This is a genomic window from Phormidesmis sp. 146-33 (genome assembly GCF_052939515.1).
The window spans coordinates 1-15,777 of sequence record NZ_JBJPHU010000058.1; the positions used below are offsets into that span (position 1 = coordinate 1).

General features: G+C 49.0%; 15 protein-coding genes. 4 read left to right on the plus strand and 11 right to left on the minus strand.

The window, feature by feature from the left end:
* Window positions 1-165: 165 nt before the first annotated feature.
* From ACJ2PR_RS21115 to ACJ2PR_RS21125, 3 genes are read left to right on the plus strand one after another with little or no spacing between them, the layout of a single operon-like run.
* A complete protein-coding gene (locus ACJ2PR_RS21115; protein ID WP_446878436.1) occupies window positions 166-756 on the plus strand; it encodes a Uma2 family endonuclease in 591 nt (196 codons plus the stop codon).
* Window positions 743-1,966: a DUF790 family protein gene (locus ACJ2PR_RS21120; protein WP_446857446.1), complete on the plus strand. Its 1,224-nt coding sequence runs from the start codon at window positions 743-745 to the stop codon at window positions 1,964-1,966. Before ACJ2PR_RS21115 ends, ACJ2PR_RS21120 begins: the two co-directional genes overlap by 14 nt.
* The gene (locus ACJ2PR_RS21125) at window positions 1,963-2,652 is read left to right on the plus strand and encodes a response regulator transcription factor (protein ID WP_446878437.1); all 690 of its coding nucleotides are present in this window, start codon (window positions 1,963-1,965) and stop codon (window positions 2,650-2,652) included. Before ACJ2PR_RS21120 ends, ACJ2PR_RS21125 begins: the two co-directional genes overlap by 4 nt.
* 378 nt (window positions 2,653-3,030) lie before the next feature.
* Here ACJ2PR_RS21125 and ACJ2PR_RS21130 read toward each other — a convergent pair whose 3' ends face one another.
* From ACJ2PR_RS21130 to ACJ2PR_RS21180, 11 genes are all read right to left on the minus strand, one after another.
* Window positions 3,031-4,377 carry a hypothetical protein gene (locus ACJ2PR_RS21130; RefSeq protein WP_446878438.1) on the minus strand — a complete coding sequence of 449 codons (1,347 nt, stop codon included), beginning with the start codon at window positions 4,375-4,377 and terminating at the stop codon, window positions 3,031-3,033.
* Between the two features lie 14 nt (window positions 4,378-4,391).
* Complete coding sequence (locus ACJ2PR_RS21135) at window positions 4,392-5,075, minus strand: FHA domain-containing protein (RefSeq protein WP_446878439.1); 684 nt, start codon at window positions 5,073-5,075, stop codon at window positions 4,392-4,394.
* Between the two features lie 6 nt (window positions 5,076-5,081).
* Entirely contained in the window at window positions 5,082-5,432 is a 351-nt protein-coding gene (locus ACJ2PR_RS21140) for a YbjQ family protein (RefSeq protein WP_446857442.1), read from the minus strand.
* Window positions 5,433-5,491: 59 nt separating this feature from the next.
* Window positions 5,492-6,766: a vWA domain-containing protein gene (locus tag ACJ2PR_RS21145; protein WP_446878440.1), complete on the minus strand. Its 1,275-nt coding sequence runs from the start codon at window positions 6,764-6,766 to the stop codon at window positions 5,492-5,494.
* An 11-nt stretch (window positions 6,767-6,777) separates the two neighbouring features.
* Window positions 6,778-7,689 carry a PP2C family serine/threonine-protein phosphatase gene (locus ACJ2PR_RS21150; protein WP_446878441.1) on the minus strand — a complete coding sequence of 304 codons (912 nt, stop codon included), beginning with the start codon at window positions 7,687-7,689 and terminating at the stop codon, window positions 6,778-6,780.
* 42 nt (window positions 7,690-7,731) lie between these two features.
* Window positions 7,732-9,933: a tetratricopeptide repeat protein gene (locus ACJ2PR_RS21155; protein ID WP_446878442.1), complete on the minus strand. Its 2,202-nt coding sequence runs from the start codon at window positions 9,931-9,933 to the stop codon at window positions 7,732-7,734.
* Window positions 9,934-10,066: 133 nt separating this feature from the next.
* Complete coding sequence (locus ACJ2PR_RS21160; RefSeq protein WP_446878443.1) at window positions 10,067-11,290, minus strand: hypothetical protein; 1,224 nt, start codon at window positions 11,288-11,290, stop codon at window positions 10,067-10,069.
* Between the two features lie 57 nt (window positions 11,291-11,347).
* A complete protein-coding gene (locus ACJ2PR_RS21165; RefSeq protein ID WP_446857437.1) occupies window positions 11,348-11,647 on the minus strand; it encodes a hypothetical protein in 300 nt (99 codons plus the stop codon).
* Window positions 11,648-11,704: 57 nt separating this feature from the next.
* On the minus strand, window positions 11,705-12,733 hold the full coding sequence (locus ACJ2PR_RS21170) for a hypothetical protein (RefSeq protein ID WP_446878444.1): 1,029 nt from the start codon (window positions 12,731-12,733) through the stop codon (window positions 11,705-11,707).
* Between the two features lie 11 nt (window positions 12,734-12,744).
* Window positions 12,745-13,161, minus strand: coding sequence for a secondary thiamine-phosphate synthase enzyme YjbQ (locus ACJ2PR_RS21175; RefSeq protein WP_446878445.1), 417 nt, complete (start codon window positions 13,159-13,161; stop codon window positions 12,745-12,747).
* A gap of 356 nt (window positions 13,162-13,517) precedes the next feature.
* Complete coding sequence (locus ACJ2PR_RS21180; RefSeq protein ID WP_446878446.1) at window positions 13,518-14,609, minus strand: glycosyl transferase; 1,092 nt, start codon at window positions 14,607-14,609, stop codon at window positions 13,518-13,520.
* A gap of 160 nt (window positions 14,610-14,769) precedes the next feature.
* Between ACJ2PR_RS21180 and ACJ2PR_RS21185 the strand changes: the two genes are divergently transcribed.
* Window positions 14,770-15,585 (plus strand): tetratricopeptide repeat protein, encoded by an 816-nt coding sequence (locus ACJ2PR_RS21185; protein WP_446878447.1) that lies wholly within the window; start codon window positions 14,770-14,772, stop codon window positions 15,583-15,585.
* Window positions 15,586-15,777: the final 192 nt, after the last annotated feature.

Consider the following 15,777-nt stretch of genomic DNA (forward strand, 5'->3'; position numbering starts at 1 on the left):
GCTTCTGCCTCCCAAGCTGCCAATTTTGGGGGACTTGAAGAGAAGAATCCTGGTTCAAAGTCCCCTACTGGTGGGGGATTTAGGGGGCTGCCCAGATTAATCACCGTAGCGAAAGTTTCATCGAACTGACGTTAAAGTAAAGTAGTCTATTCCTGAATTGCCGCCATGCCCCTCACCGTCAATCTCAGCCCGATAATCGACCTTACCGACGATCAGTTTGAACAAGTTTGCAGCGCCAATCGTGACCTCAAATTTGAACGCACTGCCCAAGGAGAACTCCTCATCATGCCACCCACTGGTAGCGAAACGGGAACCTGGAATTCTGGACTCACCGGACAACTCTGGTTTTGGAATCAGCAAACTCAGCTAGGAAAAAGCTTTGATTCATCAACAGGCTTCAAACTGCCCAACGGTGCCACCCGCTCTCCTGACCTCGCCTGGGTCAAACAAGCCCGATGGGATGCTCTTACACCTCAACAAAAATGCAAGTTTGCTCCCCTCTGTCCTGACTTTGTGGCTGAACTGAAGTCTCCGAGCGACGATGTACAAGACACCCGCGCAAAAATGCAGGAGTATTTGGAGAATGGTGCTTTGCTAGGTTGGCTGATTAATCCTGAAGATCAGCAGGTAGAATTTTACCGTCCGGGTCAGCCTGTAGAAATTCTGCATCGTCCTGCTACCCTCTCTGGTGAAACGGTTCTGTCAGGGTTTGTCTTGGATTTAAGCGAAATTTGGGGAACGAATGCTACCGAGTGAGTTGTTAATTCATCGATTTAGCGGCGAAGAACTGATTCCCAAACGCCTCAAAATTGACCAGGGGAATTTGGCGATCGCTCAAGATCTGATCACCCTTTTTCACGAGGCCAAAGGCACTTCTAAAGGTGAACTCAATCGCCAACTTCTCGAACTCGAAGGCGAAGAAACCGACTACCGCATCAAACGAGGTCTGGCCCACCTGCTCAACAGCGCCTTTAGCACCTATGAAACCGTTAGCCCGCTCGAACCGCCGATGCTGCGAGAACGGGTCTTTGCGCTGTCTGCTCAATCTGCGCCCAGTGTTCAAACCACGCAGGTTACCCTTGATCACCTTGCTGACCTCCTGACGCAAGAATTGGGGCGTGAAGTGTTGAGTGATCAGATTCGATCGGGACTCTACGCCGACTTGCCAGATAATCAGATTTTGATTGATTTTGAGTCCCCTACGCCAGAGGCGTTGATTCACCGCTACAACCTGTCTCAAGTGCAGGGTGTTTTTTATCGCGCCAGCCACATTGTCTTAAATGCCCACCGCAATGATCCGGGTGAATACAAACTGCTGTTTCGCTACGTCAAGCTCTTTCAGCTAATGACCTACATCGAAGGTGACGCGGATCATGGGTTTACGCTCACGGTCGATGGGCCCACCAGCTTGTTTAAGCCCTCGACGCGGTATGGATTGGCGATCGCAAAACTCCTTCCTGCCCTACTCCACGTCACTAAATGGAACCTGTCAGCCGATTTGCAAATCAACGACACCTACGCAGGCAAAACCCGCAAAAGTCGCTTTACACTAGACGCTGACTGCGGGTTAGTCAGCCACTATCCCCCCGGCAAAACCTACGACAGTATGCTAGAAGCGGGCTTTGTCGAACGGTGGGAGAAAGCCAAAACCGAGTGGCGACTAGAGCGAGAAGTCGATTTAATTCCGATTCCGGGGAGTGTGATGATTCCTGATTTTCGACTTGTTCACCCCGACGGACGCACCTTTTTGCTGGAAATCGTCGGCTACTGGCGACCTGAATATCTCAAGAAAAAATTCTCTCAAGTCCGCCAATCGGGACGCGATGATCTGATTTTGGCGGTTTCAGAACGGCTCAACTTAGACAAAGCTGGGGTCAAAATTCGCGAGACTCCCGCCCAAATTGTCTGGTTCAAAGATCAGCTACTGCCCAAAGCTGTACTGGAAGTTTTAGGAGAATCGCGATGACTGCCCACATTCTGGTCGTCGAAGATGAAGTCAAACTCGCCCGCTTTGTCGAACTCGAACTGACCAGCGAAGGATACCGCGTCAGTGTGGCGCACGATGGCATGTCAGGGCTGACGATCGCACGCGAATCAAATCCCGACTTAGCCATTCTCGACTGGATGCTGCCAGGGCTAACCGGAGTCGAACTCTGTCGTCGTCTGCGGGCCACCGGAAGCAAAGTGCCTGTAATTTTGTTGACGGCGCGAGATGAAGTCGGCGATCGAGTCACCGGGTTAAATGCGGGAGCTGACGACTATGTTGTCAAGCCCTTTAGCATTGAGGAACTGTTAGCTAGAATTCGGGCCCATCTACGGCGCACTCAGGAATCTGATGGAGATCTGTTGCAGTTTGAGGACTTGAGATTAAATCGTCGGACTCGTGAAGTGTTTCGAGGGCAGACGGAGGTTTTGACAAGAGCGATCGAGCTAACCGCCAAAGAGTTTGACCTATTGGAATACCTGCTCACCCATCCTCGTCAAGTCTTTACCCGCGATCAAATTCTCCAACATGTGTGGGGCTATGACTTTATGGGAGATTCCAACATCATTGAGGTGTATGTCCGTTACCTGCGCTTAAAGCTAGAAGAGAAGGGCGAAAAACGTCTGGTTCACACCGTTCGAGGGGTTGGCTATGCGCTGAGAGAGTAATCGATCGGATGAGCGTCTTCGCTGCAATTCTCCATCGGGAAACGCCCCAAAAATCTTCCACTGTAACGACTCTCGGCTGGGGAACGCTTGCTAGTCCCCCAGAATTGGCAGCTTGAGAGGCAGAAGCTTGACAGCGAAAAACCTTCAGCCAAGGGATGCTACGGTGTATACACAAGTCTATACTCACTTCGTTCTAGTCGGCTTCAGCCCCCTAAATCCCCCCTTCTGGGGGACTTTAAGCAAAAAAGACTTCCAGAATTTAGAACCCTGATCAGCGTTCAAAGTCCCCCAAATTTGGGGGATTTAGGGGGCGAAGGATTACGGCAAGTACAGATCAATCGACTTATGTATACACGGTAGGCCAAGGGATGAGGGGATTTAGGCAGAATATTCTTTTAGACGGGGCATCAATCCCAAAAGTGTGAGAACTGCGATCGCTAACACCGCAACCATCGCATTAAATTCTAAGGTTGCAATGTCCTGATTACTTTGAGCGATCGCATCCTCAAACGCCTTTTTGTTCAAATCGTAAGCGACCTGATTGGCCTCTTTGAGTTGCTCAAAAGCCCAGTTAGACTCGCCCTGATTTTCGCCCAAGCAAAGCCTGATTGCTCCCGCTCGATCGCCCTTGGCAAGAAGTTGACGGATTCTCTTGTCGATCACGACGTACTGCGATAGGGCATCTACATGTTTGTTTAGAGCCTCCCTTTCACCGGGGAATGTGATGTTACTCTGCCCATCCGCCAAAAAACCGCGAACTTTGTCAATTTTTGCCTGGAATGCAAGTTCGTGATTTGAGGCAAGATTGCGATCGGACTCCAACAGATAACGACTCTCATCAGAATTGGCACCATACGCGATCGCACGAGCCTGACGCAGCGCATACATCGACGTGAAAGCATCTTGCTTGGCGACCTTGAGATGCCCCGAAGCAGAGAGCAACGCACTCACCGTGGAGGCTAAAAAGATAACCGCGATCGCACTGGCTCCCAACAAAAAAGGATTGATCGTGCGACGAGTGCGCTGATTGAGAAATAGCTGAAGCTTGATCAACACAACTATCACAGCCAAACCAAACACAGTGATCAAAAAGAGCGATCGGGCGTGGTCAAAATTATGTTGGCTGTAAGTTTCTTCTAGCTTTTTGCGGTTGACTTCTGCCAGCAGGTCAGCGGCCGGTAGGAGTTGGGTATCTAAGATCTCGATTGCCGATCGATAGGCTGACAGAGTACCAGCGCGATCGCCTCGTAGATGAGCATCTCGCGCCTGCTGAAGTTTGGTCAGATAAGCCCCCAGCCCCAACTGCATTTTTTGAATAGGAACGCGCTCATCGTCACCATAAGTAATGTTCTCAGCCGCAGCCACCAATCTCTCCGAAGCGGCATTGTAGCGTTCGCTAAAAGTTTGAATGACTTTACCATCGGCATTTTTTTGAGGTTTCTCTTGTAAATCGATCGGTGTGCTGTTGGGCGGTGCCAAAAATTCACTCGCTGCAAACGCATCCATACCAGCCATTGCATCTTTTAGCCGTTGTGCAGTGATGATACTGGGCGTGGCATCTGTACTAACCGTCTTGATCGTATTGCGTTGTCCTTGCGCCCCTGCGATCGTCACCATCAGCAATAATAAACTTGCTCCCCAGGTAACAAACAAACTACCTCTCATTAGTTGAAGCGTATTGAGATTACTGATTGTCTTTTTGGTTACGGTCGTTATACTACTCATAATTTTTATTTGATCTAGACGGCTTTAACTTGTATTCTTGTCCAATGTCCGACTGTGATCTCGTCTGCATTCTTTAATCGAATATCAGTCATGGGTTTAATTTCTACACCGTTGAGTTCCGTCCCGTTCGCAGAACCAATGTCTCGTAGCGTCAAATCTCCGTCTGACTGACATTCGATCAAGGCGTGACGGTGAGAAACTGCATCATCAATGTCGAGGGGAATTTCTGGATAAATGGCTCTCACTTGGCTGGTGCGTCCAATGAGATGAGCCGTTTTGTCGAGACGAATGGTGACGGGAGCCAAATTGGGCGGGGGCGGACTGTCGGGATGATGGGGCACTGAATCGATCGTGACCACGGCTTCCCAGACGATCGCAGCTTTCTCATCGCCGCTTTGCCGGGTGGTGGTGACTTCGGGGGGCGGAGCGGTTTCTTGCGGGTCACTTGCAGCCATGGTTACTGATAGTTCTCCATGTGCCCCGGTGGTGAAGTTGTAGCCACAAATCTCGCAAAAGTTGCCGCTTCCCAACTCGTGAGGCGCACTGCAATCGGGACAAAGCTGAGAAGCTCCGACAGAAATCGGTGTTTTGGCAACGGACGAAACTGGCTCAGAAACACTGCCCATTTTTGCACCGCATTCTGAACAATAATCGGACTCTGTAGATTCGTGACCCTTGGGACAAAAATAGGTAGACATTGTGGCTTAGGCAATGGGATTTTTGGCGATGGGAGTAACCTGAACGGCGGTGCCATAACACAAAACTTCAGTGACACCGGGGGCGAGTTCGGTCGCGTCATATCGAACGCCGATTAGGGCGTTGGCTCCAACTTGTTGAGCATGACGAATCATCAGATCGTATGCATCCTGGCGAGTCTGCTCACAGAGAGACGTGTAAAGCGTGATGTCTCCTCCAAATAGCGTTTGTAGTGAGGCTCCGATCGTTCCCACGACACTGCGCGATCGGACGATAATGCCTCGCGTTACACCCAGGTTTCTAATAATCTGGTAGCCGCTGAGTTCAAAGCCTGTGGTAACAAGTTTGTGATCAATCATGATAATGCTGAATGGAATGGATAACGATTAGAAGTAGAGATTTTTGAGAACGCTTTAGGCTATGCTTTTGGAATCCGAGCGGTTTTGGTCGATCGCGTTTCCAGGGCCATTTCGTCTTCTTTGGCGATCGCTTTCTTGAGTCGGATCGTTCCGGTGGGTGCGTCTTGGACATCAACCACGGTTCTGAGTAGTTTGGCGGTGGCTTCGTTGCCGGAGTCATGGGCAATTTTAACGGCGCGTCCGAGTTTGGCGGTGGCGGCTTCTACGTCGCCTCGGTTGCGGGCTTCGAGTCCTTCTTGAATGGTTTGGGCAAGTTCGGCTTGTCCGGTGTAGTGGGCGACTCGGCGATCGATTTTGGTCGATTTTGCGTCGTCATCCGTCCAGACTGCCAGAATTTTGGCCTCAGCGATTTTGGTTTCAGTCTCGTCTACGCGAAAGATCAAACTGGCTCGACCCGCCAACATTTCGTCACCGACGCGACCCGGATTCACCTCAATACAGAAGTGATAATCTCGCGATTCGCCTTTGCCCCAAGCCCCGGTGGGATAGTCCAAAACTTGCGCTTTGACGGATTTAGAGCGATGAGTCAAATCTACAATATCGGGGCTAACTTGTTTGCAAAACAAAATCTTTGCGCCTTGAGGAGTCCAGAGTCGCATCGAGACATCGCTGACACTTTTTCCCATTGCTTTTTCGAGAATCGATCGAAAGTCTGCCTCGATCATCAACGCATCGGGAATGATGTCGGTCGTGCCCAAAAGTTTGCTAGAAATCAGCTTTAATTGACTGACCCGCCAATCGGTGCCGACTCCCCGACAATCGCATTCAAATATGCCCTCTGAATCTTGCAAGACTTTGGTGAGTTTGTGCTCGTCTGAGTCGTCGTTTTGGCCATCGGTGAGCAGTAGCGCCTGACGAATCGCATTGGGCATTTGTTTGAATTGCTGGAGCGCTTCGTTTAGCCAGGTTGAAATCAGCGTTCCACCAGTCGCCTCGATCGAGCGGAGGTTCGCGATCGCTCGTTGCTTATTTTCTAAAGTCGCTTGACACGCAGGAACCACCAACCGCGCACTAGAGGAACCCGTGACGATAAAGAAGCTGGCATCTTCGGGCAGCAAATTGACAATCTTGGTCATGGCTTCTTTGGCAGATCGCATCTTTTGTCCGCCCATTGATCCAGATGTGTCGCAAATGATGCCAAATAATCTGCTGCCTGATGTCGAAGTTGTATTTCCTGCATTCTCACCAGCGTTGACCGTCATGATCGCATGAACTTCTCTAGAGCCTTCAGGAAGGTATTGATTTTGAAAGACTTCAGCCGTAAATTGAGTCATGTTTTTCTCCTTTAGAAGTCGTTGACTTGTAGAACTGCAACTGTAATATTGTCGTGTCCGCCACGCGATCGTGCGTATTCCATCAATGTTCTCGAAATAGAGCGTGCGTCATTTTCTCGAATCAAATCTGCGATCTGTTGAGCCTCTGATGCATAATTCCACAACCCATCGGTGCAGAGGATCAAATAACCATTTCCAGGAATAATGAATTCAACGATTTCAGGATTAGCATCATCTTTGGCATCGGCACCAATCCAGCGAGTAATCGCGTGAGCTTGTGAATTTTGTTGGGCTTCCGATTCTGTCATTTCTCCAGAAGCAATCACAGCATTGATCCACGAATGATCTTGAGTCAGTTGTCGCGATCCGTTTGCCGAAATCCAGTAAGCCCGACTGTCACCCAACCAAGCGATCGTTGCCCTGCCATTTTGAACGATCGCCGCTACCAAAGTGGTCGAGGGCGGTTCTAGCCCAGGGTGACTCGGAAGCTGACAAACCGCAGAAAACGCTTCACTCACAGCCAGTTTTAGAGCATTGACGGGAGGTTGATCTAAGCAGTTTGCCAGCGTTAGACAGGCTGTTTTGGAGGCTTGTTGAGAAGCCAGTTCGGGATGATCAGCGCTCGAAACGCCATCACAAACGACGAGAATCTGAGTCTCTTGAATTGCTTGCAGAGCCAAAAAATCCTCATTTTGATAATGTTTGAGTCCGCGATCGCTCACGCCTGCCAAATTAGAATCGATCAAAATTTCGACCGGGGGAATCTCACCCCGAAAGCCACAGTCTGAGCAAAATCCTTCCGCGTCGATCGCGCCCCCACATTTTGCACAGGCGATCGAGCGAGCAGGCTTGAGGGCGGTGCCACATTCCTCACAAAACTGGTCATCTGGTAAAACGGACGTATGGCAAGCGGGACATTGCATAATCTGAGTTGAGTAAAGTTTTGAAAAGCTGGCTAGGTTGACTCAAAAAAGGGTTTTGGGTCGGACTCGGTTTGCTTCGTCGATCAGGTGGATTTTCTCTTCGCCTGTGGTCAGATGCGCCATGTCTCGTAGGGCTTTTTCGAGTCCCACTCTGAGCTTATTTTCTTCGAGCGGCTGTCCGAGAATGACCATTGCAGAACTGGGCGACACCGCTTTCGTCGTCACTAAATGCAGGGCAGTTTCTAAAACTTGTTTGGTGAGTCGATGGCGATCGATGCCATCCAGTGTCAGGGTTTCAATTGCGATCGAGGCTTTCTTGAGTTCGTCTGCACCCGGAATTTTTTGCTCACGATCGATCAGCGTTCGAGCAATTTCGACTCGCGATCGCGTATACAGGCTAGAAGTTTGAGGAATTTTTTCTAACGCTGCGACAGCACTTTGACGATCGCCAATTGCACAAAAACAACGCGCTAAACCGAATGCCGCTGAGACATAGCTGGGATCAGTTTTGATCACCAATTCGTACATCTTAATCGCTAGTTGGTAATGCTGGGACTGTTCGGCTGACAACGCTAATGCTAACTTGGGCGCAAGTTCTCCAGGCAAGTCAAAATACACTTGATCAAACGCGGCCTGTGCTTCTTTAAATTTGCCCTGCGCCATCTGCAATCGACCTCGATACCAGTAGACGCGCCAATCCCAGGGATCTTTCTCTTCAACTTTGGCGATTGTTTGGTCTGCGCCTTGATATTCTTTTTCGTCAATCAAACTGTTTGCTAACCGTAGCAAGGCTTCTGTTGAGTTTGGAAATTGGTGAACAACGGCTTGCAGACTGATCGATCGCTGCACCGGATCAGCAATCATGCTGGCATTCATCACAGCATTGAATCCTAGATCGGTGGGGTTCAAGGTGGGAATGGGCAATTGTTCGTAGTCTGCGTGAATGGGTGCGAAGTTTCCCGCGTGGGTTATCGCTAACCGATCGCCGCTCAAAAGACTGCTATTAGAAGGGCGCGGAATGTTGGTTTCTAATGCCACAATTTCTCGCAACACCCCCAGCAGTTGATCCGCCATTTCTTCAGCAGTCTGAAAGCGATCGTCGGGGCTGTCTGCCGTCGCTTTGATCAAAAATCGATACAGCGACTCGTGTTGGGCAAAAATCGGATCTTCGTCTGCATTGGGCAACGTAAACAAATGCTCTTTGCCAAAGCCGCGAATATTTGTGATCAAAACGGCTAACGTTCTGGCAATGGTAAAGAGGTCAGAGGCGATCGTGGGCCCATCTCCTGCTTCTGGCGCACTGTATCCAACGGTTCCATAAATGTCGCCGTGGGGGTCGTCAATTCGCCTGACACCGCCCAAATCGATCAGCTTGACATCATCGCCTTCTAACATCACATTATCGGGCTTGAAATCGCAGTAGACCATTCCCATCTGATGCAAGTAGACAAAGGCGCTCAGAATTCGATGAATGTAAGCGATCGCTTCAGTGACAGGTAATACGCCGCGTTGTTTGCGAATGTCTTTTAGCGTTTTTCCTCCGACATACTCCATGATGATAAATCCTTCGCGATTGTGGTTCACGAAGTTATAAATACCGACAATATTGGGATGTTTGACCGCCGCTAAAAACTGACGTTCGGCAACCGCTACCGCCGCACTAGCCGCATCTTCAGTGTTGAGCAATCCTTTTAAGACGACGTAGCGAGACAGCGTTTTGTCAAAGCCTAGATAAATCCAGCCTAAACCGCCATAGGCGATCGCGCCCTTGACTTCATACTGTCCGGCGACCAGATCTCCTTTTTGCAAGGTGGCAATAAACGAATATTTTTGTCCACACTTGCTACAAAATCCTTTCTCGCGTTTGAGTCCGTGGTTGCAGTTACTACAAAAGCGTTTGTTTTCGGGGACAACGGACTCTAAAAGGAGCGCTTTTTCGGGGTCGGTTGAGGGCAATTCGGGGACAGAAACTAAGCCTGCGCCGAGTTGTTTACGGGTACTGCGGGCAGAGGTGGGACTGGTGCGCCGAGAGCCTTTTGTCGATCGATTGGTCAGCGGTGAGGAGCCTGTCCCGGTGGTGACGGGGGTACTTCTGCCAGTGACACGCACCGAGGAATATCGCTGGCTTCCGGCGACTACGGCCGCCAATCCACAAACGTCACAGTAGCCATCTTCGATCGTGCCAGTGCATTGATTTCGAGTGCAGCGATCTTTTCGAGTTACCCGCAAGGGGTCGGCGTTCATAACGGTCTCCTTGAGAAGGTCTTGAGGGTTACGTGGGGGAGAAATTGAGAAGCTGTTTTTAAAGAATTTTTGATCTGCTGAAATTTAGAGATCTCCCCTGGCTCCCTTAAAAAGAGGGAAAAATCTAGAGGTTCTAATCTAAAACTTTCTTGCCATTCAGTCGTTTTTCGTAGTGTGAAATCAATTCGGACGCTTTTTCTAGAGGCGTTGGGCGTGTGTAGAGAAGCTGTTTGGCTTGAGTGGCGAGATTGATCAAGGTGGCATCTTCAGACAATCCTTTTGCGAGGGCTTTGGCTTTGAGGGCATCAAGTCGGCCGCGCAATTCTTGGCGGGTGGCGATCGGGGCAAGATTGGCAGAGTATGCCCGTTTTTCGGTCGCGATCGCTTGATTGATATTTTGAGTCAGATTCTCCAAGCCGACCAAAATCGGACTGATAAACCCCTGGGCAAACTTGGTTTCTAATCGAGTTAACCATTGGTGAAGTGCGGCAATTTGCTCTGAAGCGATCGGATCTATCAGCATTGAGTGATCCACGACTTTTTCTCGACTTTCCGCAAAGGCCGCGATCGCACCTTGATGAATTTTTTCTAATTCGCTGAGAAGCTGATGCGCGATCGCTAGTTTTTCTTGTACCTGGGTTTGTTGTTGGGCGCTTTGTTCTAGTGCGTTTCTGGCTTGTGCAATCAGCGGTTGAATGGTTTGTTCAAATTGATCGTGAACTCCTAACGGGTCTTGCGCTATCTGAGCCTGAATCGTCGCGATCGCCTGTTCTGCCTGAGTCAGTCCGACAATGATATTTTGCTCCAGTAAGTTAGCGGATTGTCGAAGCGATCGCAGTTCTGTCTCGGCGGTTGATAACTTCAAATCGATTGCTGACCAGGCCACATCCACCGCCAACATCACCTCTTTTGCGGTTTGAAACACTGCCAACATCACCGTTAATAACTGAGCAGGTGATATGGTCGAGATTGCCCCTTCCTGTGTGAGAAAATTTCTTTGAGACGGGGGCAGGCGCTCCACCGATAGCTGAATCCAAACGTCAGTTAAAGTCTCCTCAATTTCTTGCAAAATCTGCTGAGATCCCAAAAATCGAGAATATTGCTTTCGCAGTTGAGTGATGCGCTCGCTGGTCTTCACCAACAGATCAAAGTGTTGCAATAAATCATTCATCGCCTCCCATGCAGGCATCACTTGAGCGGCAGTCGCTCCGGTTAGTTGAATGGTAGGAACCCCTGAATCACCAGACAGTCGTTGATAGGTATAAATATCCTGCAATTCGATGAGAATTTGACTCACAAGCCCAACTTTGTGTTGCCAATCGGATAAGCGTTGATCAATCTGTTCGAGAGTGAACATAGGGTAACTTAGGGGTTTGCCTGTTCTGATATCAGCGCCTCGGTGAAGAATTACGCATCAAAAAAATCTCGATCGCACAAACGTCGCAAAGCTAACAACAGTACTAACGATTTGGGAGAAGTTGGGGGCGGTAGAGACTTTTTTTCGCAGTTGCTGCATTTGTTTGACGTCATCTGACGTACAGGTAACGCTGTTTTTAAGAATGGCCAATTTTGCTCGTGAAAAATCGCTCATGGCGCGATCGAGATCATCTTTAAGTTCTACCTGTTCGTCAAAGTCGGCTTCTAGATAGCGAATTTGCAGTTCGTTTAAAAGGTTAGAAGCCTGTTGTAGAAAGAGCCGATTGTGGTCTGACATGGTGGGAGTTTTGAGTTGAGCGTTGGTCTGTTCTACAAAAGTTTCTAGATTTAGCCGCTAACGTCTGGGAGGTAAGGCAACTTCAGCAGGCAGACTAACCTGAATTTGCGATCGACTCGCCGCCGCAGTGTTGGCCCGATCAAGCAGTTTACGGGTCACATCACTCCAAAAAGGATCAGACCGAATCTGAGCCACCACGCCCGTTGCTTTGAGTTTGAGACTGGTATAGTCACGACCTGTAAAGGCAGAAGCCGTGGTCAAAATTCTCGGAATCAGCGTATTCAGTTGGTTGAGATCTAATTCGTCGTAGCGATTGGCCACTTCGATCAAGTCTTTGCCCAACACAGCCGCTTTGGTGCATTGAGCGACAGTTGTTTCTAATAGTTTTTGTTCTTCTTGTTTGATCTGTTGCCATTCGCCCATCATTTCGCCCGCTTGATTTTCGAGGTCAGACTTGCGTTGGTTTAATTGTTGTAGTGTTTCGTTTCCAGTGCCATTTTTCAGCTTTGCCAGCACGGTTTGATACTCTTGACGCAGCTTTCTAAATCGGACAATCACCCCCGATCGATACTGGGTCAGCATCGGTGGATTTTTATTAATTGCGTCCGCCAACAAAGCCATCTGAACAGTTAGCGTCTTGGCATATTCAGCCGACTTGCGGGCTTCGTCTCGACTGACCAGTGTGCCGCTATTGAGCTTGTCAAAAATCGATGCGAACCCTTCATACTGACCGCGCAAATCGACGATAAAATCGTCCCACTCTGCAACTTTGGGCGGCTGAAATGGGTCGATCGCCAGATCGATCACCGTACTATTAATATCGACTTTGGAATTGAGAATCCGATTGATAAAACTCTGACGCATCTCAGCTTGCGATCGTGGAGGCGCTTCGAGTTCCCGTTTTCGCATGGTGTCGATGGCTTCGATCGCTGCCAAAGATTCTGTCTTAAATTGAACGACTGCCCCCTGAAGCGATCGCGCTTTTTCGACACTGCATCCGCCTAGCGAACTGCCAACCACCAAAATTCCGGCAATCCAGAAGGTTTTGATCTGTTGAGTTTTAAGCTGCCCAATTTTTACAACCACCCGCCCATCTCCTACTCTCCCGCAATATGAACCACGATTTCGCGGCTATTTCCCCGTTGACGATGCTCCCAGATGTAGATGCCCTGCCAGGTTCCGAGTAAAAGGCGACCTTGAGCGATCGGAATTTGCTCAGAAGTGTGGGTGAGCACGGTGCGAATGTGAGCAGGCATGTCGTCTGGCCCTTCGGCGCTATGAATGTAATTCTCCCACTCTGGAACCAGCTTTAAGAGAAAATTCTCTAAGTCTTTCAACACGTCAGGATCGGCGTTTTCCTGAATAATCAGACTGGCAGAGGTGTGGCGCAAAAACAAGTAACAGATTCCGGTTTGGATGCCAGAGTCAGCGACGATCGCCTGAATTTTTTGAGTAATTCTAAGCAGCGATTTACCCGACGTAGGGATTCTAATAATTTTCTGATACTGAGACATAATCGAGGGTTATGAGGCGAACGTCTCCATCTTCTATTGTGCCTGGGAGCATCCCAATTGTGTAGCACGGTCTTTCTGCCCTCACCCTAACCCTCTCCCCTAGGAGAGGAAACAAAAGATCTGACTCCCTTCTCAGGGAGAAGGGCCTACCGTGTATACATAGGTCGATTGATCTGTACTTGCCGTAATCCTTCGCCCCCCAAATCCCCCAAATTTGGGGGACTTTGAACGCTGATCAGGGTTCTAAACTCTGGAAGTCTTTTTTGCTTAAAGTCCCCCAGAATGGGGGATTTAGGGGGCTGAAGCCGACTAGAACGAAGTGAGTATGGACTTGTGTACTCACATTGATTGACTGTCTAATAGCCTGATTTTTTCAGATACTCGATCGCCGCCTGTGCAATAGTAGCGTTTCCATCTTTCGCGAGTGTTTGAGTTGAGTGGGGCGCAATTAAGGGCTGATTCAAAAAGTCCCAATCATCCAAAAAGAAAGCATCTGGCGTGAGAATTTGGTGATGAGCATACTGTTGAATCCCTTCTAGTAGAACGGGTGCTTCGGCAAAGCCTTCTCGTGTAATGCTAACGATCGGAACATCCAATCGACAAGCTTCCGAAAAAGTGCTGTAGCCCGGTTTAGAAATTAGCCGACCACACAAAGGTAAAAAGTCAACTGGACGGTAGAAGCGATCGTCAATCTTCAGCAAATTGGGATAATCAGGAGCCGTCAAATCAAAACAAATAAATGTCCAATCAGGGAAGTTTTGCACATTCTCGTAGGGAATTCTATGCAGTCCCAATCCTCCAAAGGTCATCAGGGCGATTTTTTCTTTTGGGGTGTCAGATAGATTGAATTTCGATCGCAGTTCTTCAAGGTCAAATCGCGGATCGACACCTGTCAACCCTGTATCAATGATGTTAGAAAATGCTGCCATCGGTTCATGAAAGGGGAGACGAAACAAGCGATCGCACTGCCCAAAACACTCCCCAATCCAATCTGCCATTTCGTCAAATTCACCCCCCCATTCTCGATAGATAAAGTCCCAGCCAAAGTTACCCATCATCCATCCAGGAATGTCAGCCGCAGCCGCGATCGAGGCCGCCAACGGAGGAATATCCGCTAACATTAATCCCACTCGATTTTGTTGAATAAAACTGACTTCGGAGGCAATCAACGATCGCTGTTTTGCTCGAATTTCTCTCAGCTTTTCTAAGGTAGCCGCCTTGTCCATCGTCAAACTGTCACTTTGAATTACGCCCACATCAAACGCACGAGGCCGATGAATGAAATCACCGGGAATGTAAGCTTCGAGGAGCGATCGGGGAGCCGTTGTCGCCAAAATCAACAGAATCTCTGGACACAATTTCTGAATTTCTGCGGCTACCGAAGCGGCACGAGTCGCATGTCCAAAGCCGTGATTGGTGATGGCAATGTAGAGAATGGGTTGGGGCATGGAAGAAAGGGATGAGGGAGGGCTTTGCCCCGCGTTCGCGAGGAGGCAGGAACAGTGACTTCATTATTTTGCCTGGTGATGCTTCGAGAATATTAAGTATTTTGGGTTGTGCGATCGGGCTGGATAGACTGGATTGGTTTGTTTAAATGTGAAGTAAGGTATGCGTCGGTCTAATTCATTGTTTGGGTTGGTGGCAGGAACAGTCGCCACGATCGTGTTGAGTCAAGGGTCACTGTTGGCAAAAACCCCTGATTTAAGAGAGGTTTCTTCGGTTCGGACGCTGGTCGCTCAAGAAACCCCTAAAACGGCTAGAGAATATTTTGAGCGGGGGCTGCGTCGCCTCAACGAAAAGGATGCTCAGGGAGCAGTAGATGATTTTAGTCAAGTCATCAAACTCGAACCCAAACTAGCAGATGCCTACTACAATCGGGGACTGGCGCGATCGGATCTGGGCAATCTTAAGGGCGCGATCGCAGACTATGATCAGGCGATTCGGCTCAATCCCAAAGATGCTGACTCCTATGTGAATCGAGGCAATGCAAAAGACGATTTGGGCGATAGAAAAGGGGCGCTAGTTGACTACGATCAAGCGATCAAATTAAATCCCAAAGATGGTAATGCTTACTACAATCGAGGCGTAACCCGTGCTCGGTTAGAAGATAATAAAGGGGCGGTAGCTGACTACAATCAAGCAATCAAATTGAACCCCAAAGATACCAAAGCCTACGTCAATCGGGGCAATGCGCGAGATGATTTGGGTGACAGACAGGGCGCACTTTCTGACTATAATCAAGCGCTCAAACTCAATCCAGAATTTGCAAATGCGTTCTTTAATCGGGGCATTACCTATTCTCGAATGGGCCGCAAGCCACAAGCGATCGCTGACTTTCAACAGTCCGCCAAACTTTATCAGCAGCAAGGAGATACCGAGAGCTATCAGCGAGTCATGCAAGCCCTAAAAAGACAGCAACAGTAGATAAAAACAGGTCTCTCAAATCAAATAAGTCAGATTTTGAATTCCAGGTCAAATCTTGAATTTCAGCGACGCGGAGACCTGTTTGACAAATGATTTCAAAGTTGAGGCTATTGTTGTTCTCGTACCTTGAGTCTGCTTTTTTGCAACTGCATTTTTTCTTAAAGGAAACATGGCTCAATTCTCTCAAAAGCC

Coding starts and splice junctions, on each gene's coding strand:
- ACJ2PR_RS21115 (WP_446878436.1), top strand. CDS start 166: ATGCCCCTCACCGTCAATCTCAGCCCGATAATCGACCTTACCGACGAT.
- ACJ2PR_RS21175 (WP_446878445.1), bottom strand. CDS start 13,161: ATGTCTCAGTATCAGAAAATTATTAGAATCCCTACGTCGGGTAAATCG.
- ACJ2PR_RS21125 (WP_446878437.1), top strand. CDS start 1,963: ATGACTGCCCACATTCTGGTCGTCGAAGATGAAGTCAAACTCGCCCGC.
- ACJ2PR_RS21150 (WP_446878441.1), bottom strand. CDS start 7,689: ATGCAATGTCCCGCTTGCCATACGTCCGTTTTACCAGATGACCAGTTT.
- ACJ2PR_RS21155 (WP_446878442.1), bottom strand. CDS start 9,933: ATGAACGCCGACCCCTTGCGGGTAACTCGAAAAGATCGCTGCACTCGA.
- ACJ2PR_RS21140 (WP_446857442.1), bottom strand. CDS start 5,432: ATGATTGATCACAAACTTGTTACCACAGGCTTTGAACTCAGCGGCTAC.
- ACJ2PR_RS21135 (WP_446878439.1), bottom strand. CDS start 5,075: ATGTCTACCTATTTTTGTCCCAAGGGTCACGAATCTACAGAGTCCGAT.
- ACJ2PR_RS21145 (WP_446878440.1), bottom strand. CDS start 6,766: ATGACTCAATTTACGGCTGAAGTCTTTCAAAATCAATACCTTCCTGAA.
- ACJ2PR_RS21160 (WP_446878443.1), bottom strand. CDS start 11,290: ATGTTCACTCTCGAACAGATTGATCAACGCTTATCCGATTGGCAACAC.
- ACJ2PR_RS21165 (WP_446857437.1), bottom strand. CDS start 11,647: ATGTCAGACCACAATCGGCTCTTTCTACAACAGGCTTCTAACCTTTTA.
- ACJ2PR_RS21120 (WP_446857446.1), top strand. CDS start 743: ATGCTACCGAGTGAGTTGTTAATTCATCGATTTAGCGGCGAAGAACTG.
- ACJ2PR_RS21180 (WP_446878446.1), bottom strand. CDS start 14,609: ATGCCCCAACCCATTCTCTACATTGCCATCACCAATCACGGCTTTGGA.
- ACJ2PR_RS21130 (WP_446878438.1), bottom strand. CDS start 4,377: ATGAGTAGTATAACGACCGTAACCAAAAAGACAATCAGTAATCTCAAT.
- ACJ2PR_RS21185 (WP_446878447.1), top strand. CDS start 14,770: ATGCGTCGGTCTAATTCATTGTTTGGGTTGGTGGCAGGAACAGTCGCC.